The organism is Chryseobacterium sp. CP-77 (assembly GCF_036362765.1).
GTDB lineage: Bacteria > Bacteroidota > Bacteroidia > Flavobacteriales > Weeksellaceae > Chryseobacterium > Chryseobacterium cupriresistens.
The window spans coordinates 1,972,105-1,989,214 of record NZ_CP143637.1; the positions used below are offsets into that span (position 1 = coordinate 1,972,105).

General features: G+C 37.9%; 17 protein-coding genes. 6 read left to right on the top strand and 11 right to left on the bottom strand.

Going from position 1 to position 17,110, the window contains the following annotated elements:
* The first annotated feature begins 49 nt into the window (after positions 1 to 49).
* Positions 50 to 313: a RebB family R body protein gene (locus V0410_RS08750; RefSeq protein WP_034697228.1), complete on the top strand. Its 264-nt coding sequence runs from the start codon at positions 50 to 52 to the stop codon at positions 311 to 313.
* 66 nt (positions 314 to 379) lie between these two features.
* On the opposite strand, the gene V0410_RS08755 is transcribed toward V0410_RS08750, so the two are convergent.
* The 4 genes from V0410_RS08755 to V0410_RS08770 all read right to left on the bottom strand — a co-directional run bounded on the left by V0410_RS08755 (position 380) and on the right by V0410_RS08770 (position 3,133).
* Positions 380 to 1,060 carry a response regulator transcription factor gene (locus tag V0410_RS08755; RefSeq protein ID WP_330747170.1) on the bottom strand — a complete coding sequence of 227 codons (681 nt, stop codon included), beginning with the start codon at positions 1,058 to 1,060 and terminating at the stop codon, positions 380 to 382.
* 9 nt (positions 1,061 to 1,069) lie between these two features.
* A complete protein-coding gene (locus tag V0410_RS08760) occupies positions 1,070 to 1,639 on the bottom strand; it encodes a sensor histidine kinase (RefSeq protein ID WP_330747171.1) in 570 nt (189 codons plus the stop codon).
* A 149-nt stretch (positions 1,640 to 1,788) separates the two neighbouring features.
* Positions 1,789 to 2,325, bottom strand: coding sequence for a hypothetical protein (locus tag V0410_RS08765; protein WP_330747172.1), 537 nt, complete (start codon positions 2,323 to 2,325; stop codon positions 1,789 to 1,791).
* 94 nt (positions 2,326 to 2,419) lie between these two features.
* Positions 2,420 to 3,133: a hypothetical protein gene (locus V0410_RS08770; protein ID WP_330747173.1), complete on the bottom strand. Its 714-nt coding sequence runs from the start codon at positions 3,131 to 3,133 to the stop codon at positions 2,420 to 2,422.
* Positions 3,134 to 3,338: 205 nt separating this feature from the next.
* On the opposite strand from V0410_RS08770, the gene V0410_RS08775 reads away from it, so the two are divergent.
* The 3 genes from V0410_RS08775 (at position 3,339) to V0410_RS08785 (ending at position 5,826) form a co-directional block, all read left to right on the top strand.
* On the top strand, positions 3,339 to 3,974 hold the full coding sequence (locus V0410_RS08775; RefSeq protein WP_227941907.1) for a LysE family translocator: 636 nt from the start codon (positions 3,339 to 3,341) through the stop codon (positions 3,972 to 3,974).
* Positions 3,975 to 4,150: 176 nt separating this feature from the next.
* Complete coding sequence (locus V0410_RS08780; RefSeq protein WP_330747174.1) at positions 4,151 to 5,014, top strand: helix-turn-helix domain-containing protein; 864 nt, start codon at positions 4,151 to 4,153, stop codon at positions 5,012 to 5,014.
* 89 nt (positions 5,015 to 5,103) lie between these two features.
* Positions 5,104 to 5,826, top strand: a complete 723-nt coding sequence (locus V0410_RS08785; protein WP_330747175.1) for a siderophore-interacting protein — start codon at positions 5,104 to 5,106, stop codon at positions 5,824 to 5,826.
* Positions 5,827 to 5,939: 113 nt separating this feature from the next.
* Here V0410_RS08785 and V0410_RS08790 read toward each other — a convergent pair whose 3' ends face one another.
* From V0410_RS08790 to V0410_RS08805, 4 genes are all read right to left on the bottom strand, one after another.
* The gene (locus V0410_RS08790) at positions 5,940 to 6,518 is read right to left on the bottom strand and encodes an NAD(P)H-dependent oxidoreductase (protein ID WP_330747176.1); all 579 of its coding nucleotides are present in this window, start codon (positions 6,516 to 6,518) and stop codon (positions 5,940 to 5,942) included.
* The gene (locus tag V0410_RS08795; protein WP_330747177.1) at positions 6,515 to 7,537 is read right to left on the bottom strand and encodes a saccharopine dehydrogenase; all 1,023 of its coding nucleotides are present in this window, start codon (positions 7,535 to 7,537) and stop codon (positions 6,515 to 6,517) included. Before V0410_RS08795 ends, V0410_RS08790 begins: the two co-directional genes overlap by 4 nt.
* A 53-nt stretch (positions 7,538 to 7,590) precedes the next feature.
* Positions 7,591 to 8,157: a Crp/Fnr family transcriptional regulator gene (locus V0410_RS08800; protein WP_110011420.1), complete on the bottom strand. Its 567-nt coding sequence runs from the start codon at positions 8,155 to 8,157 to the stop codon at positions 7,591 to 7,593.
* A 613-nt stretch (positions 8,158 to 8,770) separates the two neighbouring features.
* The gene (locus V0410_RS08805; protein ID WP_330747178.1) at positions 8,771 to 10,540 is read right to left on the bottom strand and encodes an aminopeptidase P family protein; all 1,770 of its coding nucleotides are present in this window, start codon (positions 10,538 to 10,540) and stop codon (positions 8,771 to 8,773) included.
* A 215-nt stretch (positions 10,541 to 10,755) separates the two neighbouring features.
* Between V0410_RS08805 and V0410_RS08810 the strand changes: the two genes are divergently transcribed.
* Positions 10,756 to 11,193: a DUF6526 family protein gene (locus V0410_RS08810; RefSeq protein ID WP_330747179.1), complete on the top strand. Its 438-nt coding sequence runs from the start codon at positions 10,756 to 10,758 to the stop codon at positions 11,191 to 11,193.
* 199 nt (positions 11,194 to 11,392) lie between these two features.
* The gene (locus V0410_RS08815; RefSeq protein WP_110011424.1) at positions 11,393 to 12,499 is read left to right on the top strand and encodes a DNA topoisomerase IB; all 1,107 of its coding nucleotides are present in this window, start codon (positions 11,393 to 11,395) and stop codon (positions 12,497 to 12,499) included.
* Between the two features lie 133 nt (positions 12,500 to 12,632).
* On the opposite strand, the gene V0410_RS08820 is transcribed toward V0410_RS08815, so the two are convergent.
* The 3 genes from V0410_RS08820 to V0410_RS08830 form a co-directional block, all read right to left on the bottom strand.
* Positions 12,633 to 13,523 (bottom strand): helix-turn-helix domain-containing protein, encoded by an 891-nt coding sequence (locus V0410_RS08820; RefSeq protein WP_213280179.1) that lies wholly within the window; start codon positions 13,521 to 13,523, stop codon positions 12,633 to 12,635.
* Between the two features lie 231 nt (positions 13,524 to 13,754).
* On the bottom strand, positions 13,755 to 16,004 hold the full coding sequence (locus tag V0410_RS08825; RefSeq protein WP_330747180.1) for a TonB-dependent receptor: 2,250 nt from the start codon (positions 16,002 to 16,004) through the stop codon (positions 13,755 to 13,757).
* 157 nt (positions 16,005 to 16,161) lie between these two features.
* Positions 16,162 to 17,049, bottom strand: coding sequence for an urea transporter (locus V0410_RS08830; RefSeq protein ID WP_330747181.1), 888 nt, complete (start codon positions 17,047 to 17,049; stop codon positions 16,162 to 16,164).
* Positions 17,050 to 17,110 lie beyond the last annotated feature (61 nt).

A 17,110-nucleotide genomic window follows, 5' to 3' on the forward strand; every position in this document is an offset into this window, starting at 1 on the left:
AACAACCGGAAATTCCGGTTGTTTTTAACCCAAATAAACAATAATCATTATGCCAGTAAACGAACAAATCACAGACGCGGTAACGCAATCGAACGTAAAAGTAGTAGGAGAATCTCCTGCAATGGCTTTGGCCAACGTGTATCAATCTGCAGCACATTCTACAGGAATTATGTTTGAAAATGCAGTGAATGCACAAAACCAGCAGAACATCTTAGGTCAGGCAGCCACTACACAGGGTGTTATCCAGATCTATAGCCTGGATACTGTGGCAGATGCCGTTTCTATTGCTAAAATATTACATCCTAAATTATAGTGTTTTTTTAGATTTCTTGTGATCAGGGAGTACTTTGAAGTGCTCCCTGATTCTTTTTGGATGAGACTATTTATCGAACAATATAATTTCATCCGGATCTATTACCTTATTCTGTACGGCATAAATAACAAGTCCGGCCATATTTTTCACGCCGGTTTTGATCATGAGATTGGTCTTGTGGGTTTCTACTGTTTTGGGTGAAATAAACAGAGAATCTGCAATTTCTTTGGTGCTCAGCTGCTGGCAGACCAGTCTTAACACATCAACTTCCCTGTCTGTGAGCTCATTTCTGGAAAACGCGTGAAACTCCGGAAGTTTATTGGAAAGCTGGGTTCTCATCACGTCGATCTGATCATTGGAAAAGTAATGCCCTGTATGATAAACCGCCTTCATAACGGATAATAATTCTTCCAGTTCAATTTCTTTAGGCAAAAAAGCATGCGCTCCCAGCTTCAGCATCTGCCCCATGAATGAGCGGCGGTAGAAGCTGGTAAGAACAATGATTTTTGTTTCACTTTCTTTTTGAGCCAGTTCGGCCAGTACTTCAAGGCCGTCACCGTTGGCCATCCTCAGATCCAGAATCAGGATATCTAAAGAAACAGAATCCTTTTCTTTAAGAAACTGATATCCTCCTGTTGAGGTAAGTACAACCTGATAATCTCCATTATTTTCAATATAATTTTTCAAAAGTTGTACAAACAGCAGATCATCATCTACAATTCCGATTTTAATTTTCGAGTGTTCCATGTTTATTTTTTATTGTAATGCCATACAGGCAATGAATTTTGTACCTTTTTCAGGCTGGGTTTTAAGTTTATAGATGGCTTTAATTTTTTGAGCTCTGGACTGAATATTCTTCAGCCCTATCCCTCCTGACTGGTTTTCAATAGCGAACCCGCGGCCGTTATCCTCTATGGTTAATATTAAATAGTTCAGAGAGATTCTCAGTGAGACATCTACTCTGGTAGCTTCAGCATGTTTTAAAATATTGGTGATCAGTTCCTGAACAATTCTGAAAAGATTTAGTTTTATAGGGTTGCTGATCGGGGTTCTGATCGTCATATGACTGAAAACGACCTCTATATTTTTATTGATCTGATCAAGATAATCTGCAATTAAATCTTCCAGTTCTATCTCATCGAGATCAGGCGGCGTAAGATTATGAGATAACTCCCGGATCAGCTGCATCGATTTTTTTAAATCACGATTCAATTCTTCCGGTTTTTTATCATTGATATTCAAACGGATAAGATTCAATTGTGAGATAATATTATCATGAAGTTCTTCTGCCAGCCTTTCTCTGTCCTGTTCCTGTAACAGCAGCATATTTTCCCGATATTCTTTTTGGGTGTTCCGGACCAGCTTTGAGACTTTCTGTTTATTTTTCTTTATACTTTTCAAGTAATTAATTACCAATAATGTAATGAATAATGTTGTTAAAAAAAACAGTCCAATACCAATCCAAATCCATAGAACTATCTGATCCTGATTTTCCCAACGCCCCATCCCAGATTAATAAAAGCAAGATAAAAAGACAATAGCAGAATGCCTCTAAAAAGCCAGACAGGAGCTACCCAGTTCAGATGATTGCTGATTAAGAAATTAAAGGTAGTGGAGATGATACATTCTATAGAGAAAAACAGAAAAACGATGATATTCACAATAAACAGATCTCTGTTTACCCTACCTTCCCTGATAATTTTCATAAAATAAGAAGCCGCATAACTACAAATAATAATACTGGTGATAATGTTGAAATAAAAAGTAACCTTTGTATCATTCTGAACGTACAGCACATTGGTAATCAGCACCAGTACAGCATAACAGTAAATCATCCACCTTAATTGACGGGAAAGCCGGATATAATAATTGCTGTAAATCACAGTAAGGATCATCAAACCAAAAAACTGGCTCAATATATAATTATAAGTATTGAGTGTATTTAATTTCATCAGCCGGTCTGTTAAATCCGTCAGCTCCAGCATCAATTCTCCTGAGAGCAATATAATCACAGGAAGTTTTGTTTTGATCCCTTCCCTTATCAATACAATCAATCCGGCACATAAGACGAGATTAATTATAATTTGTAAATAAAGAGATAAACTGTTATACGACAACACTGGTACTTTGCTTCAGAAGTTGATAATCATTAAGAGTATCAATAATCGTAAAGGGAGGTCTTGGTGTGGAATAATTTTCAGCAGTCTCGCTCATATGATTGATGGCAAGACTTTTCACGGTAATGATTTCAATATGATAAGGGAAGTCGGGATCTTTTCTTTCCAGATCATCTGTAAGTCCAAAGAAACTGGTACAGGTCTGTCCTGCGGTAATTCCAATATTCATATAATCTGAAAACGGAATGGAAATCAATTGAAAAATATCTTCTGTTTTCTGAGCCTGCAGCCAGGAAGTCCCGAACATATTCCATCTGAAGTTACGGTTAATGGCTGATTCAGCAGTAATGGGAGGAACATCTAGCACAATATCATTGCTGCTTTCTATTTTTGATTCACTGAATTCTACTAAGAAATCTTTAACAAGAATAGTATTGAAATGAGCATCTTTATCACTTTTAGAATCGATCAGGAAAAATTTCAGCTTACCTTCATGAATACCCACATAGGCATGAATCATTTGGGGTTCCGTGGTTCCCAGATTTTTTTTCCACAGTTCAATGTCTTCGCCTGAAACGCTGAAGTGGGTTCCCTGATTCAAATAATTCAAAATTTCTGCTCCATTGGTATCAATTCCATTTTTGTAAGAATCAATAAGATTTTTCCATTTTCTGATAGCTTCAAAGATGTTTTCAGTAGTCATGATAATATTTATTTGTGAATGATAATTATTTTATGTGTTGAAATTTACAAAAAAAAGAGACTGGTATTCCTTTTTAAATCACATTCAGGTGGAAAATAAAATTTAATTGAATAAAAATGAATTTTTCTTCTGTCTCTGATAAAATTAAACAGGAAACACCTCTTATCTTTGCACCGGAAACCTTCTCATTTAAATAAGAACTGTCATGATTCCATTCCACGAGCTCCTATTTTTCATACTGGCTGCACTCATTTTAGTCATCAGCCCCGGTCCTAATATGATTTATCTGATTTCAAAGTCGATAACACAGGGGAAAAAGTCCGGATTTATCTCATTAGCCGGAGTCGTATGTGGATTTTTATTCCATATCATCATGGTTTCATTTGGTCTTACTGCTGTTTTACTGGCTGTTCCACTTGCTTATACCGTTCTTAAAACCCTGGGAACGGTCTATCTTTTATATCTTGCTTATCAGGCTATCAAACCCAAAAGCAGAAATATTTTTGATGTTGATAAAAATGGTGCTCATGATAGTCCCAAGAAGCTATTCACCATTGGTTTTTTAACGAATGTACTGAATCCGAAAGTGGCTGTTTTTTACCTATCTTTCTTTCCTCAGTTCATCAAACCAGAATATGGCTCAATATTGACCCAAAGTCTGGAACTTGGGATCATCCAGGTTCTGATCAGCTTCAGCATCAACTTTATCATTGTATTAACAGCTGCAAGAGTTGCTGTATTCTTTTCCAATAATCCGGTCTGGATAAAGGTCCAGAAATGGTTTATGGCCAGCGTATTAACTTATTTAGCCATAAAAATGGCATTTTCAAAAGCAAAATAGAATCCGGAACAGGTTTCCTTCTGCTCCGAATTCCGGTGTATATTCATATAAAATCTGACTTGAAGAAAGCATCATGATTATGCACCGCGAATTTGAGATTAAAATCCGGGATGTAAAACCGTGAAAATACGTAATTTTACCATTCCGTATTATCCTCATCACAACAGGTTTAAAAGATGAAACAAACCATTCCCACCTATGATTTAAATGGTATTACCCATCATCAGTTCCATATCAAAAGAATGGATAAACAGCCTTATGATTCAGGGGATATTCTTCTGGACAAAGGTATACACCGAGACAGTCATTATATTTTCACCTGTATGGAGAGCGGTCATGTGAGAATGATGGTTGACTTTAAAACTATTGAAGCGAAAGAATCCACTATTTTCTGTGTATTGCCGGGACAGGTACATCAGGGGCTTCTCATGAAAGAGGTCTGCGGATGGTTTGTAGCGGTAAAAGCAGAACTTGTTCCGGATTCTGTACGTTCTTTTTTTGATGAATCTCTGGGTGAAATACTGCCGCTGTCTTTGGATAAGAATCTTGTCAAAAACCTGAATACGACAGCCGGCCTACTTCATGCTTCATATACGAACGAAATGCTTTCCACTAAAGAAGGATTTCTCATTGTTCAATCACTGCTTAATGCCTTTCTCGGAATGTTTGCCCAGTTGTATTCTCAGAAAAATACTTCTCCGGCTTCAGAGGAAAACCGTGCTTTACAATTAACCAGAGCATTCAGGACTCTTGTTCGGAAAAATTTCAAAACCATGAAAAGTCCATCTGAATATGCAGAAATTTTGAACATTACAAGAGGATATTTAACGGAAACGGTCCGTGAAGTCACAGGAAAGCCTGCACAACACTGGATTCATCAGGAAATTTTAATCGAAGCCAAAAGATTGCTGGTCTTTACCAATCTCAGTGTAAAGGAAGTGGCTTATGAACTGGGATACGGTGATCATACCTATTTCAGCCGTTTGTTTTCCAAACTGGAAGATCAGTCTCCATCAGAATTCCGGAATCAACACCAATAGATATTTAACCACGAATAGTCCAATTAATTCCCCGAAACCGCTATCGCTATTTTCTGATTTTGCAACGTCCTTTGCAATAAAAATGATTTATGCCAAGCCTACCAAAATGGGTCAATGACACCGTAGAAAATGTCTGGTCCTCCAAATTTAAAGAATGTACCGTTAGCCATATAGAACAGATTACCAATGATCTCCGACTGATACGCTTTGAAACAGAATTAGAGAATGTTCCTTATGAACCTGCCTATGCCATTGGAATAAGGATCAACGACAGGGATTTCCGTAACTATTCTCCTTTTAATTTTAACAAAGAAGCAGGAACTTTCGATGTTTTGTTTCATTTGCATGACAGGTCTGCTGCAGGAAGTCATTTTGTAACCGGACTGACAAAAGGAGATTCCATAAAACTTTTAATGCCCAGAGGAAAACAATTCTTTACTCCAGGTGCCCGGATTCATTTTTCTCTGGGAGATGAAACATCATTGGGAAGTTCTCTTTCGATCAAGGAAGCGGTGGAGGAATCCGGTTCTTTATTTATTTGCCTTCATGAGCTGGATGATTGCTCTGCTCTTGAAAAGCTCAGCTTATATGGCTATCACTGTCCTAAAAACAATACCATGAGAATGATTGAAGCTTTGAATGATTTTCTGCTGGAAGAAAAAGAATCCATCTCTGATGATGAGGTTATTTTTTATCTCACAGGAAACGGAGGACGAATGTCTCTGATCAGAAAATTCCTTAAAGCCAGAGGCGTTTCCCCGAAGTGCATCAAATCACAAGCCTATTGGATTGAAGGGAAAAAAGGACTGTAAAATTGATCAGCAAAAGTGTTTTAACTTTAATAATGATAACTTTATCTCATAATAAAAGACATTATTACCGGATAAAGTTATCATTCTCCGTTACCTAAAAAATAAGGTGTAAACTATTTATGCTTCTTTCCTAGTTCCTTCACTTTTCTAAGCCATTGAGTCCTCTGTTCATCTTTAGAATTCCTGATAATACCTACGTAAGTCACCTTCACCGGTTTTACCCCACAGTATTCTAAAATAGATTTTCTAAGCTGATTCACACTGGGTCTTCCGAAAAACAGACGGTAATACCATCCCGGTTGGTCTAATGTTGTTATGATATGGGCTGTTTTACCTTTTAAAAGCTTGTCCCACCATACCGAATTTTCCCGGTATTTATAAGCCATTCCCGGTAAAAAAAGCCGGTCTATGAATCCTTTCATTAATGCAGGAAATCCGCCCCACCAAACCGGATGTACCCAAACGAGATGATCTGCCCACTGAATAATTTCCCAGGCTTTCAGTAAATCCGGCTCAAGCTCCATTCTTTTCTGGTATCCGAACTGTAAATTGGGATTAAAGTTGAGATCCCGTATAACGATTTCCCTCACTTCCGCTCCTGTTTCTGAGGCTCCCAACCTGTAAGCTTCTGCCACCCCAAAATTGAAGGAATCTTTATTGGGATGTCCGTTGATAATAGCTATTTTTTTCATGATTTCACATTAATATTGATAGAATCGTAGGCATTAAGCTGTGCCATTAATGATAAAGGCTCATGCAGCTGATGGCTGAAATACACCTTGTTTTCATGAGGATTTCTCAACAGTTCTTCGGTGTGCAGAACAGCAGATAAAGCGGTTAATTCCGCCTGTCCTTTTTCACTCTGCAAACTCAGTCTCTTTTGTCCTGACGGATCATCGACTACAATTTCAAAGACCGCCTGATCTCCGTTTCCACTGGATCCAAAAATCATTTTTCTTTCTTTTAAAGACAGAATATTGTAGATTCTTAGATATTGAAATGCTCCCAGCAGCCAGGTTATGAATTTTGAATTGTAGGTCATCTTCACACTCACATCGGAAATTCTTTCCACTTTGTTGAGAATGTACAGATCCGGCACATCAAAATTATAGGCACTTCTCTGCCCGATTCCATAAGAAAAATTGAAGATTTCCGTATCAAGAAAATGCCGTATAGAAACCGGTTTATCGTTCTTATAATGCACAAAAGGAACGGCTACATTTTCTGCCATAAAGTGAGCTGAACTCTCGCCTGCAAGATCCTTTACGGAATAATAGACAAACAGTTTCACCTCATTAATATCACCGGAATCTGACAAGGTATTGACTAATCCCGGGACAATTCCTCCCATCCAGCCTGAACTGAAAACAATTCTGCTGCTAACATCTGATTTACCGGCAATATCATAAGCCTTCACCAAAGCTGGAGTAGGTTTTGTAATATCCAGATAGTCTATGTGGTGATCAATCGCAAAACGAAGTACATGATCTTCTTTATCATTCACGGAAAGGATAATGAGGTGTATTTTTTTCTCTGAGATCACTTTAAACGAGGAAGGATCTGTGACATCGATTTTCAGGTCTTTATCTGTTTTTCCACCTTTTCTCCCTCCGATAAAAACAGTAAGATGAGGATTTCTTGATTTCAAAATCCGGGAAATTGTTTTACCTACCAATCCATTTCCTCCAATTATAAGAATATTTTGCTCCATAACTTTTTTTGACAAAAGTAGAGCGCTGCTGTTTCAATAAGCAGGACAAATGTCTAAAAAGAAATTTCCTTTCTGATGCGGCTCAGGTGACGTTGCGTAATGCCGAGATAGGAAGACAGATACTGCAATGGAATGTTTTGAATATAATCAGGATGATTCTTTAACAGTGTTTGATAGCGCTGGGCTGCGCTGTCTCTCTGCAGCTGAAAAAACCGTGATTCCAGTTCAAGATATTCCTGCTCTGCAATTATTTTTAAAAACTTTGTCCAGTTAAGACTGTTCTGAACCAGCTCATCTACCGCATCTTTTTTAAGAATAATCAACTCAGCATCAGTAATAGCCTGCATACTTTCTTTGCTTGGGCATCCGGAAACAAATGAGGAATAGGCAGCGATCATATGATTGGGAAACCGGAAACAATACGTCATATCTTTTCCTTCATCAGAGGTGTAAAAGGAACGAAAGATACCGGACTTCACCAATCCTACTTCCTTGCAAAGCTCTCCTTCCTGTATGAAATAATCATTTTTGCTGATATGCCTGAATTCGGAATGCTTCAGAAATTCTTCAATTTCATTTTCTGAAAACAGATTAAAGCTTCGGAAATAGTCACGTTCCATTATATATATCAAATAAGTTTCAGCGAAAATAAATAAAAAGATGGAGCCAATGTTGTTTATAAACGCAAAGTTTTAATTTTTGCAGAGTTTTAATGTAAAGTGGGCAAAGACGGAGACTGTCTCAAAAGTGAAATAATTTGGTCTATGTCATTGACTACGTCGAATCTTCGATTTCTGACGAAGGAAGAATCTCATTAATAAACAAATACATGAGATTCTTCACTACATTCCTGAACTGCGTTCGCAGACTTTTAGTCTGTGTTCAGAATGACACTTTTGTAGCAACCACTTTTTAAGCAGAAGCATATTGATAAATTTCAATTGAAAACAAAAAAAATCATCTCAGGACGAGATGATCTACCGTTTTGAATTTACTTGAGTTATTTATGAAGATATGAATGATGTTTGTTGTAACAAAGATAGGTGAACCTTATTTTTTATGCATCAGTGGAATCCCTGTAATTATATCCGTAAAAATACGGTTGTATAAAACGAAAAGCCCTGCAGGAAATACCTTACAGGACTTTTGGATTATCTAACAATATTCAGTTTAATGTTTATCATTCAAGGTTTAAAGTAATGATTGTCATCTGCTTTCACCTTTGAATCTTTATTAAAGAGGGCTTACCAGTTGAAGGAACCATTCTTTAACTTCTCCATCCAGGTGTGGAGCAAGCTTTTCTTCACAAGTTTTATGGTAGTCATTCAGCCATGCGATTTCGCTTTCCGAAAGTATTTCTTTTACCACTGTATCTTTGAAGAACGGGCAGAATGTTAATGTTTCAAATTCATAGAATGTTCCGTGAATTGTTTTCTCTGCTTCTTTTACTGCAATCAGGTTTTCATGACGAATTCCATAATGACCTTCCAGATAGTAACCCGGTTCATTTGAACAAACCATTCCCGGAAGAAGTTCCTGAGGGTTCAGATCTTTTCTGATATTTTGCGGTCCTTCGTGTACATTCATGAAGCTTCCTACCCCATGTCCTGTTCCGTGGTTGAAATCTTTACCTTCCATCCATAGCGGAAGTCTTGCAATTGCATCAAGGTGCACTCCTTTTGTTCCTTTCGGGAATTTCACCATGGATAAACGGATCAATCCCTGTAGCACCAATGTCGAATTTCTTTTAAACTCTTCCGAAGGGGTTCCTAAGGCAAAAGTTCTTGTAATATCTGTAGTTCCTTCAAGGTACTGGCCTCCTGAATCTACCAGGATTGTTTCCTCGTTGGTCACTTCTTTGCTTCCTTCTTTTTTGGCAGAATAGTGCATGATAGCACCGTTATCTTTATATCCTACGATAGATCCAAAGCTTTCTCCTACAAAGTTTTCACCTTCTGCACGGAATTCTCTCAGTTTTTGTCCGATAGAATACTCATTCATGGCTTCTTTTCCTGCATTGTGCGTTAGCCAATAAAGGAATTTCACCATAGCTACTCCGTCTCTTACCATTACTGTTCTGAAACCTTCCAGCTCAGCCTCATTTTTCTGGGCTTTCATAAGATTCCCCGGAACCGGAGCTTTGATAAACTGATTGTCTGATTTTAATGTTTCAAAAATCTGTTGGTTGCTGTTTGGAGAAACCAGAACTTTTTCGTTTTTGAAAGTCTTCAGATAATTGTAAAATTCTTCGTAAGGCATCATTTTCACAAAGGAATCATCCATTTGTTTTCTCGCAGCCACTTCCATCTTTTCTAATCCTGTGAACAGAACAGCGTCGTTTTTAGTAATCACAATGTATCCTAAGAATACAGGATTGCTTTCTACATCACTTCCTCTCAGGTTCAGTGTCCATGCTACATCATCAAGACTTGAGATAATGTGTACGGTAGCTTCCTGCTCTTCCATTTTCTGGCGGATCGCAGCAATTTTATCGGATACTGATTTACCGGCTCTTTCTACCGGATGTACAAAAATCGGGTTAGCAGATGGAGTTCCTCTGTCTTTCCATACTTCTTTTAAAAGCGGAATATCTGACAGCGTAATATTTTTGGAGTTGAATTTTTGAGAAAGCAGTTCCCAGTTGGCATGAGAAGCTGCAACAGCATTTACCGCCACTTTACCGCCTGCAGGAATTTCTGAAATAATCCAGTCGATATAATTGGGAGTTCCTTCCATTCCATCTTTGAAAAGATCAATTCCGGAACCTTCCAGCTCTAAAGCAGCTTGTGTAAAGTATCTTCCGTCCGTCCAAAGTCCGCCTTTATCTTTGGTAATCACCACGAAACCGGCAGAACCTAAGAAACCTGACAGCCAAGCTCTCTCCTGCCATTCTTCAGGAAGGTATTCGCTCATATGCGGGTCTGCAGAATATACTATAAATGCATCAACATTATTTTTCTGCATTTCTTCACGAAGCGCAGCAACTTTTTCCTTTGAAGTCATTCTTTTTATTTTTAACCACCGAAAGTTACAAAAAATTTGATGTCTGAAAGGTAAATCTACCCGCTATTTTGCTTTATAATTCTTTATTGTCAAAGAGGTCAGTAAAAAATCAACCACTAAATATATTTCATAAAATACATCATTTTTAAGTAAAAAAAACTACCACATTATCAAAATAATAAATTTTTGGAAAGATTATTGCTACATTTTATTGCATGAAACAGCAAAACTACAATAACCACAGGAAATTTTATCCGCCACATCATTTTATTTATCTTCCATTGCTAATAATATTGGAGATTTTAGGAATTTACAAAATCTGGGATGACCCGGGAAATAAGCTGATCTGGATACTGTTTTCTGTCGTGATTTTTTTGCTTTTTTACCTGGCTTTGATGACAAGGCAGCATTACGCGCTGGGACTTCAAAACCGTATGGTGATACTGGAGTTTAAACAGCGTTATTTCGAGATCTTCAATAAAAGGTCTGATGAAACTGCTGAGAAACTGAAATTCGATCAGATTGCTGCCCTGAGATTTACGTATGATGATGAATTCAAAGAGCTTTTATACAGGGCACTTCATGAAAACATCTCAGGAGATGAAATTAAAAGGTCTATCAAAAAATGGAGGGCTGACCGACTCAGAATTTAACACACCAACAAAATATATACCTATGAAAAAATGGAGCTTTTACAGTATTATACTGTTAAGTATACTGACATTAACAAGTTGTGAAGCCGTAGAAACAATTTTTAAGGCAGGAATGTGGTGGGGAATAATCGTAGTCTGTGTGATAGTAGGGATTATTTTACTGATTTTTTCGAAGGGTAAAAACTCTTAACCATGCTTTATGGAGAAGAATACAGATTTGGAGATCATTTCTCACCTTAAGCCTTCAAAAATTGTTAAAATAATGAAGGATCCGGAAGCTTCTGCAAAGGCGGTACATCTCGTATATACCACCGATGCGGAAACCGCCGGAATTACCCGTAAGAAAACCGGAAAGAAATATTCCTATTATAAAGACGGCGAAAAAATAAAGGATAAAGAAGAAATTACCAGGATCAATAAACTGGTGATTCCGCCTGCCTGGGAAAATGTATGGATCTGTGCTCTTGACAATGGCCATCTTCAGGCCACAGGTTTCGATGTAAAAAAAAGAAAACAGTACCGCTACCACCCTCTGTGGAGTGCTTTAAGAAATCATACAAAATTTTACAGAATGCTTCAGTTCGGGTATGCATTACCGGACATCCGTCTGCATATAGAACAGGATCTTGCTCTGAGAAATTTTGAGAAACGAAAAATCCTTGCCTTAATTGTAAGCCTTATGCAAAGAACCAATATCCGTATCGGGAATAATGTATATGAAAAATTATACGGTTCTTTTGGTCTGACCACATTAAAGGATAAACATGTAAAGGTAAAAGGACAAAAAATTTCTTTTTCTTTTAAAGGAAAGAAAGGTATCATGCATCAAATCGACCTCAGGAGTCCAAGGCTGGCAAGGCTTATTCAGAAATGCAAGGATATTCCCGGGAAAGAACTTTTTCAATATTTTGATGATGAAGGAAACCGTCATTCTGTCGATTCCGGGATGGTAAATGAGTATATCAAAGAGATCAGTGGTGAAGATTTTACAGCAAAGGATTTCAGAACATGGTCCGGAACCGTAAGTGCCCTGATCGCTTTTAAAGAAATCGGATATGCAGAAAACGACAGTGAATATAAAAAGAAGGTAAAAGAAGCCCTGGACATCGTGGCAGAAAACCTGGGAAATACATCGGCTGTCTGCAGAAAGTATTATGTTCATCCTTTGGTCATCAACCTTTATGAGAATAATACCATCAAAAAATATCTTGATGAACTGGAAGTGATAGAAGAAAATGACGGAAAAGCCGATCTTACAAAAGAAGAAAGACTGGTGCTGAAAATCCTGGAAAATGAAAAGATGTAAGGGAGACCAATCAATAATGAATGGTGAATTTGCTTCGCAGTAAATTTTTTATTCTGTACTTCAGCAACTCATTGACTATTCACTTGCGCAGCAAAAATTGACCATTGACATTACACAAATTCAATTCTTTATATCAGACTGAAATCCTGCTGTTGTTCAAAAACTGGATTCTATATTCCTTTGGCGTAATTCCTGCAATTTTTTTGAAAAGCTGGGTAAAATGAGATGCGGTATGGAAATTCAGTTCATAGGCAATTTCTGCAATATCTTTACTGGAGTGAAGCAATGCTTTGCTGTAATTGATATCAATCTCATTGATCCATTGTTTTGGTGATTTCTGAGTAACTCCTTTGACACATTTATTCAGATAACTTTCCGTAACGGACAGTTTATCAGCATAAAAAGCTACTCTTTTTTCTCCTACATGATATTTAAACAAAAGATCACGGAACTGAAGAGACAGTTCCATGGGGCGTGTTGCAGATTTGTGATGAGTATCAGAATCTGTGCTCAGCATTTTGATCAGAATCAAATGAAGCATTGTCACCACTACATCATTGATATTGAGATTATTCAACCATAATTCCTGTTCCATAATCGGGAGAAGCTGTGTAATGGTTCCATACGTCAGGCTGTCCAGATTCAGGAAGGGAGTCATGAAGAAAATACTGCTTTTATGTTTGGGCAGTTCCTGTTCAGACAGAATATTATTTTCATAAGCAAGGAAGAAACCTTCAATATCGTCTGACAGCTCTACGGTTGCGGTGATTGTTCCTTGTTTAATAAAGATTACTCCTCCTTTTTCCGCATGATATTCTTTATTTTCAAGATACTGTCTGATATGCCCATTGGTAACGAAAATAATAAAATTAAATGTAGTACGGTACGGAATCACCGGCATCAGAATACCTTTAAGATAATTTTCTATCCGATAGAGCTGTATATCAGCATTATTGGCTAATATCTTATCCGTAATATTCGGCAGAAAAAGCTTTTTATATTGAAAATTGGATAGTACTTCCATATCCTTGTTATGATTATTTAAAGTTATACAAAATATTTTAAAGCAAAGGAGGTAAGTAAAAGAGTGAAAAAGCTAAAGTGTAAATAATAAAATCCCCGAAAACACGTATCCCGAAAACACGTATCCCGAAACCCGTATCCCGAAACCTATAATTTATTCTCTCCAACCCTTCTACTCTCAAACTCTCTCACCCTCTCACTCTACTACTCTCCTACTCTCCCACTCTCCTGTTTAGAACTTATAATACACTCCTACTCTTACTCCAAAAGGGCTTCCCGGTGTATAGGTAAGATCTGTAATGGGCTCTGCTTCTCCTTTTAACTGTGTTTCTGTGGCAAACTGAGCTTCGTTCCATTTTACATTGAAAAGATTGTTCAGCTGAACATTCGCTCCCCATTTCTGACGATTATAGGAAAGCATCAAATCATTCACAAAATAAGCTTTCGTTCTGATGCTGTTATCCTCTACAGCGGGTCTTGCTCCCAGATATCTGTACTGAAGTCCCAGAGAAAAGCCATTCAGGAAATCCCAGTTGACAGATCCTGTACTGGTAACTACCGGAGCCAGCGGAACGTAGTCCTGACCTTTTTCTTCTTCTTCGGTAAATCTGGCGTGGGAATAATTGATATCTGCATTCAGATAAAAGTTTTCCAATGGCTGGAAGCGAACACCAAGATCGGCTCCGAAACGTCTTGATTTTCCGGAAGGCTCTACCACTGCATCATCTCCTACATACACAAATTCCTGCTGAAGATCCATATACCATAAGGCCGGAGTAATGATCAAAGATTTGAACGGGTGTAATCTTACCCCGAAATCCGCTCCTATAGAATATGGAAGGGTATTTTCGTTCTTATTGGGAACCACCACCCTTAGGTCATTGGAGTGAAAGCCCATTCCTGTTTTCAGGAACCACATCACATTGTCATTCTGAGCGTAGGAGAAATTAAGTTTAGGACTCAACCTTGTTGCTTCTTTTGACTGTCCGGATGGCAATTGCTCCACATCCAGCAGATTATGCATATTAAAGATAAAATGATCCACTCTCAAAGCAGGATTAATGGTCCATTTTCCTGTTTTCCAGATCAATCCTGAATACGCATGAAGATTGGTTTCTGTTCCTGTCACATCTGATAATCTGTCCAGCAGAAGATCTCTGTGATACACATGATTAAGCTGTAAAGTATTAATATCATCATTTCTTAATCCGATTCCTGAAGTCCAGTTTAAAGAGCTGTTGGCAAAGGAAAAAGTCTTTGTATACTTTACTTCAGCACCGTAAATATTTCTTCCATCCGTCTGCTGAATTTCATCTCCATGCTCTTTATCTTTTAAATTAAAGGTAAAATCAGAATACAGGTTGAAGTTGTATTTTGAATAAAAAGCCATAGCATCAATCTGCTCGGAAGGAGAAATAATATGCTTGAAATTCATCTGAAGGTTTGTTCTGGAAGTTTTTCCACCTTCTGTAGGATCTATACTTCCCCATCTGCCGATGATTCCTTCGTCTACAGCACGTTCCGGAATCTGCCCGGAAGCATTCCACGAAGAATTGAATGTTGAAAACTGGATGTTGAAATAGTCTTTGTCAGTCAACCATTGATTGTATTTCCCAAAAATATTAACCCTGTTAAAATTCTGTTTCACGTCAAAAGGGCCGTCTGTATAATTATATTCTGCAGCTATATAGGCATTTTTTCTTCCCAGATCATCATGCAGAATATTGAACATTCCCAATACTCTTTTGGAGTTGAAAGAACCTCCTTCCAGTTTGATCATGCTGTTTTTCAATCCATTGTAGGTCTGAAAATCAACATAACCGGCTGTGTTAAAGTCCCCACGGTCCATGTAATAGGCTCCTTTTCCAAAATCAATATTATTGACAGTTTCAGGAATCACAAAGTGTAAGTCAGAATATCCCTGACCATGGGCATGGGAAACAATGTTCACAGGCATTCCGTCTACATTGACGCTTACGTCTGTACCATGATCGGCATCAAATCCTCTTAAAAAAAGCTGTTCAGCTTTTCCTCCTCCTGCATGCTGTGCAATAAACAGCCCCGGAACTTTTCTCAACAGATCCTGCGCTGAGCTGACCGGAAATTTATTCAGATCAACCTTTGTAATAGCAGACAGAAATGAACTGTGATTAATGGCTACTTCAGAAATCTGAAAAGGTTTATGCTGTAAAAAAATAACTTTATTTTTATCATCATCATTAATCACTACCCATTTTACTTCATCATATCCCTGACGGCTGATCACAAGGGTATCAGGAAGAGATTTTACGGGAACGGCAAATGTTCCGTCTGTTGCCGTATGGGTATGACTGTTTCCATGGTCGTATTTCACCAAAACATCTGCAATGGGAAATTTGTCATCTGCATCTTTGATCAGCAACTGTTTTTCTGCTTCCTGCGCCATCATTTTTCCACTGAATGCCATAGCCAGAAATACGGCTGCTATTTTTGTTACTTTCATTTTTTAGTTTAGTTATATTTTGATTTTAGAAGTTAGAGGAATGTCAATAGTGAATTTGGCTTCGCCAGTGAATTGTCAATCATCATGAAAAACTTTAAACTTTAAACCTTGAACTTTCTTACTCTCAAACCCTCCCACTCTAAGACTCTCTAACTTTTTATTTTTTTGTTTTAAGAAATACTTTTTGAATCAAAAGTGTAATCCATGTTCCGGCTACGAATGGGAAAGTAAATACTCCACCCACAATATCCAGACAGTGATTGTCTATTAAAAGATCATCAATGACAATGGTGATAAGAACAGCGATCAAGACCCACAAACCATCCGTTTTTTTGATTCCGGAAAAAGCAATTGCGGAAAGCACTGCATTAAATCCAAATAATCCCATGTGGATTTCTTTGATGGGTTCTCCATTCAACTGTGATAATCCTGCCCCCAAAATAGATGCTGCCAATCCGTATAAAGCTGATATTGGCGAACTGATGAAAACGGCAAGGAAGAAAATCATTCCCGAAAGGATTCCTCCCTGAAAGATTACCTCACCGAAACCATTGGTACAGGCAAGAAAATCATCATATTCTGTAGGCACCACTTCAGCGCTCAACATCGCAGAGGGTGGAATATGAGTAAAATGGTGGAGTACAAATACCATTACCCATGTAATAACAATAAAAGGAAAAGTAAACACCGGTATTTTCTTTTGGATAAAGAAATGCTGAATCACAGCCGCTAACGCTCCGCCCAAAACAATTAAAATCCAGATCAGCAAGGTTGTCTCAAATAGAAAGGACAGCGCCACTCCCACAAGAGCCGCACTGAAACCATAAAGTCCGGCATTGATTTCAGATTTGTTGTAATTAAGCTTCATTGCAGTAAAAGTTCCGGCTGCTGTTGAAAGCAATACGGCCACTCCACACTGCCAGCTTCCCATAAAGATTCCTATCAGAAAAAGTAATCCGGTCCATCTGTTTTCCTGGAGCATAATCTGCCCGATTCCTTTTAAAATATTGTCTGTAAAGGGTAGTTTTTTGAAAAATTCGTCCATAGTTTTTTTAATTTATTAATAATGGGGTTGTTGTTTGTTTTTCGTTGCGGGTTGCGAGGTG

What these genes read in the sequence shown, in the direction of transcription:
- V0410_RS08780 (WP_330747174.1), top strand. Translation starts at nt 4,151, where the DNA reads ATGAAACAAACCATTCCCACCTATGATTTAAATGGTATTACCCATCAT.
- V0410_RS08775 (WP_227941907.1), top strand. Translation starts at nt 3,339, where the DNA reads ATGATTCCATTCCACGAGCTCCTATTTTTCATACTGGCTGCACTCATT.
- V0410_RS08830 (WP_330747181.1), bottom strand. Translation starts at nt 17,049, where the DNA reads ATGGACGAATTTTTCAAAAAACTACCCTTTACAGACAATATTTTAAAA.
- V0410_RS08760 (WP_330747171.1), bottom strand. Translation starts at nt 1,639, where the DNA reads ATGCTGCTGTTACAGGAACAGGACAGAGAAAGGCTGGCAGAAGAACTT.
- V0410_RS08770 (WP_330747173.1), bottom strand. Translation starts at nt 3,133, where the DNA reads ATGACTACTGAAAACATCTTTGAAGCTATCAGAAAATGGAAAAATCTT.
- V0410_RS08790 (WP_330747176.1), bottom strand. Translation starts at nt 6,518, where the DNA reads ATGAAAAAAATAGCTATTATCAACGGACATCCCAATAAAGATTCCTTC.
- V0410_RS08815 (WP_110011424.1), top strand. Translation starts at nt 11,393, where the DNA reads ATGGAGAAGAATACAGATTTGGAGATCATTTCTCACCTTAAGCCTTCA.
- V0410_RS08755 (WP_330747170.1), bottom strand. Translation starts at nt 1,060, where the DNA reads ATGGAACACTCGAAAATTAAAATCGGAATTGTAGATGATGATCTGCTG.
- V0410_RS08810 (WP_330747179.1), top strand. Translation starts at nt 10,756, where the DNA reads ATGAAACAGCAAAACTACAATAACCACAGGAAATTTTATCCGCCACAT.
- V0410_RS08800 (WP_110011420.1), bottom strand. Translation starts at nt 8,157, where the DNA reads ATGGAACGTGACTATTTCCGAAGCTTTAATCTGTTTTCAGAAAATGAA.
- V0410_RS08795 (WP_330747177.1), bottom strand. Translation starts at nt 7,537, where the DNA reads ATGGAGCAAAATATTCTTATAATTGGAGGAAATGGATTGGTAGGTAAA.
- V0410_RS08820 (WP_213280179.1), bottom strand. Translation starts at nt 13,523, where the DNA reads ATGGAAGTACTATCCAATTTTCAATATAAAAAGCTTTTTCTGCCGAAT.
- V0410_RS08785 (WP_330747175.1), top strand. Translation starts at nt 5,104, where the DNA reads ATGCCAAGCCTACCAAAATGGGTCAATGACACCGTAGAAAATGTCTGG.
- V0410_RS08825 (WP_330747180.1), bottom strand. Translation starts at nt 16,004, where the DNA reads ATGAAAGTAACAAAAATAGCAGCCGTATTTCTGGCTATGGCATTCAGT.
- V0410_RS08805 (WP_330747178.1), bottom strand. Translation starts at nt 10,540, where the DNA reads ATGACTTCAAAGGAAAAAGTTGCTGCGCTTCGTGAAGAAATGCAGAAA.
- V0410_RS08750 (WP_034697228.1), top strand. Translation starts at nt 50, where the DNA reads ATGCCAGTAAACGAACAAATCACAGACGCGGTAACGCAATCGAACGTA.